General features: G+C 67.1%; 2 protein-coding genes. Both read left to right on the forward strand.

Features of this window, described 5'->3' with window-relative positions; genetic code table 11:
- Positions 1 to 107: 107 nt before the first annotated feature.
- Positions 108 to 1,607, forward strand: coding sequence for an IS21 family transposase (istA, locus tag MTDSW087_RS29715; protein WP_144769379.1), 1,500 nt, complete (start codon positions 108 to 110; stop codon positions 1,605 to 1,607).
- Complete coding sequence (gene istB / locus MTDSW087_RS29720) at positions 1,604 to 2,446, forward strand: IS21-like element helper ATPase IstB (protein WP_003601657.1); 843 nt, start codon at positions 1,604 to 1,606, stop codon at positions 2,444 to 2,446. Before istA ends, istB begins: the two co-directional genes overlap by 4 nt.
- Positions 2,447 to 2,569: the final 123 nt, after the last annotated feature.

Here is a 2,569-nt window from a genome sequence, read left to right on the forward strand (position 1 = left end):
TGTGTAGGGCGGTGACAAAACCATCCACTGGAGCGTCGGCGTCGTGCTGATGCGGGCGGCGTAAAAGCCGGCCAGTGGAGAAGCTTCTCTTTCGAGAGGAGCTGGGGATGTTTGCCGTGGAAGTCTACGCGGCCGTTCGGCAGTTCGTGTTTATCGAGGGCAACTCTCGGCGTGAGGCGGCTCGCGTGTTCGGGCTGAGCCGAGAGACGATAGCCAAGATGTGCCGGTTCTCTCTGCCGCCGGGCTATACGCGCTCGAAGCCGGTCGAGAAGCCGAAGCTTGGGCCTCTTCTGCCGGTGATCACAGCCATCCTGGAGGCGGACCGGACTGCGCCGGTCAAGCAGCGGCACACGGCCAAGCGGATCTTCGAGCGTCTACGCGACGAGCACGGCTATGCCGGCGGCTACACGGTGGTGAAGGACCACGTGCGGATCTGCCGGTCGCAGGGGCGGGAGACCTTCGTGCCGCTGGCCCACCCGCCCGGCCATGCCCAGGTCGACTTCGGCGAGGCGGTGGCCACGATCGGCGGCGTGCGTCGCAAGATCCATTTCTTCTGCATGGCCCTGCCGCACTCCGACGCCTGCTTCGTGAAGGCGTATCCGCGGGAGACCACCGAGGCGTTCCTCGACGGGCACGTCGCCGCCTTCGCCTTCTTCACGGGCGTGCCGCTGTCGATCCTGTACGACAACACGAAGATCGCGGTCGCCAAGATCTGCGGCGACGGGCAGCGCGAGCGCACGCGCGCCTTCACCGAGTTGGTGAGCCACTACCTGTTCCGCGACCGCTTCGGCCGTCCGGGCAGGGGCAACGACAAGGGCAAAGTCGAAGGGCTGGTCAAGTTCGCCCGGTCCAACTTCATGACCCCGGCTCCGGAGGCAGCTTCGTTCGAGGCGCTGAACGCTGATCTGGAGCGACGCTGCCGAGTCCGGCAGGATGAGTGTGCCGGTCGGTATGCCGAGCTCATCGGTACGCGGCTCGTGGCCGACCGTGCGGTCCTGCGCGCCCTGCCGGCGGTCCCGCTGGAGCCGTGCGAGACGCGGGCTGGTCGTGTCTCCTCGACCGCGTTGGTGCGCTACCACGGCAACGACTACTCGGTGCCCACCGCCTACGGCTTCCGGAACGTGCTGGTGAAGGGCTTCGTCGACGAGGTCGTGATCCTGTGCGGCGGGATCGAGATCGCCAGGCACGAACGCAGCTACGGCACCGGCGTGTTCGTGTCCGAGCCGCTGCACTACCTCGCGCTGATCGAGACCAAGCCGAACGCCCTCGACCAAGCGGCGGCCCTCCAGGGCTGGGATCTGCCCGAGGCGTTCCAGCACCTGCGCCATCTCCTGGAGGCGCGCATGGGCAACCGGGGCAAGCGCGAGTTCATCCAGGTGCTGCGCCTGATGGAGGCGATGCCCAAGGACGTGGTGGCCGCAGCCGTCACGGAGGCGATCCGGCTCGGGGCGATCGGCTTCGATGCGGTCAAGCTGATTGCGCTGGCCCGACTCGAGCACCGACCGCCCCGGCTCGACCTGGCAGCCTATCCGCACCTGCCCAGAACCACGGTGCGGACCACCGTGGCTGCCGACTATGCCGTGCTGGTGCCGGAGGTGGCCGCATGAGCCCGGCGCGCGACGAGACCACGCCGGGCGTCCTGCTGGCTCACCACCTCAAGCAGCTTAAGCTACCCACGGTGCTGCGCGAGTACGACAAGGTTGCCCGCGAGTGCGCCCAGGGCGGCCTGGACCACCCGCGCTACCTGTTGCGGCTGGTTGAATTGGAGCTGATCGACCGTGAGCGGCGCATGGTTGAGCGCCGCATCCGGGCGGCGCGCTTCCCGGCAGTGAAGAGCCTCGACACGTTCGACTTCGCCGCGATCCCGAGCCTGAACAAGATGCTCGTGCTGGAGCTGGCCCGCTGTGGCTACATCCTCAGCCGAGAGAACGTCATCGCACTTGGCAACTCGGGCACTGGCAAGACCCACATCGCCTTGGCTCTCGGCTTGGCGGCTTGCCAGAAGGGCTTCTCGGTCACGTTCACCACCGCGGCCTCGCTGGTCAACCAACTGATGGAGGCGCGTGACGAGCGTCGTCTGCTCCGGCTTCAGCGTGAGCTGGCCGCGGTAAAGCTCCTGATCGTCGACGAACTCGGCTACGTGCCGCTGTCGTCGACGGGAGCGGAGTTGCTGTTTGAGGTCTTCTCGCAGCGCTACGAGCGTGGCTCGACCGTGGTGACCTCGAACCTCCCGTTTGAGGACTGGACGTCAGTTCTGGGCTCGGAGCGGCTGACCGGCGCGCTGCTCGACCGGCTGACCCACCACGTCAGCATCCTGAGCCTGAACGGCGACAGCTACCGCCTCAAAACTTCCCGCAGCCGGCGCGGCCGGGCCGAACGGGCGGAGCAAAACCAGGCCACCGCCGATCCTCACGACCCCGAGACGGGCGAGATCCCGCCGGCCTGACCCTTACGATCGGCGACGAACGAAGAAGGGGCCCGATCGGGCCCCTTCTTCGTTCAGGCTGCACGTTGCCAGTGGCCTGATTTTGCTCCGCCACGGCGGCCTGGAATTGGTCCGCCCTTTACA

The organism is Methylobacterium dankookense, from assembly GCF_902141855.1.
Lineage (GTDB): Bacteria > Pseudomonadota > Alphaproteobacteria > Rhizobiales > Beijerinckiaceae > Methylobacterium > Methylobacterium dankookense.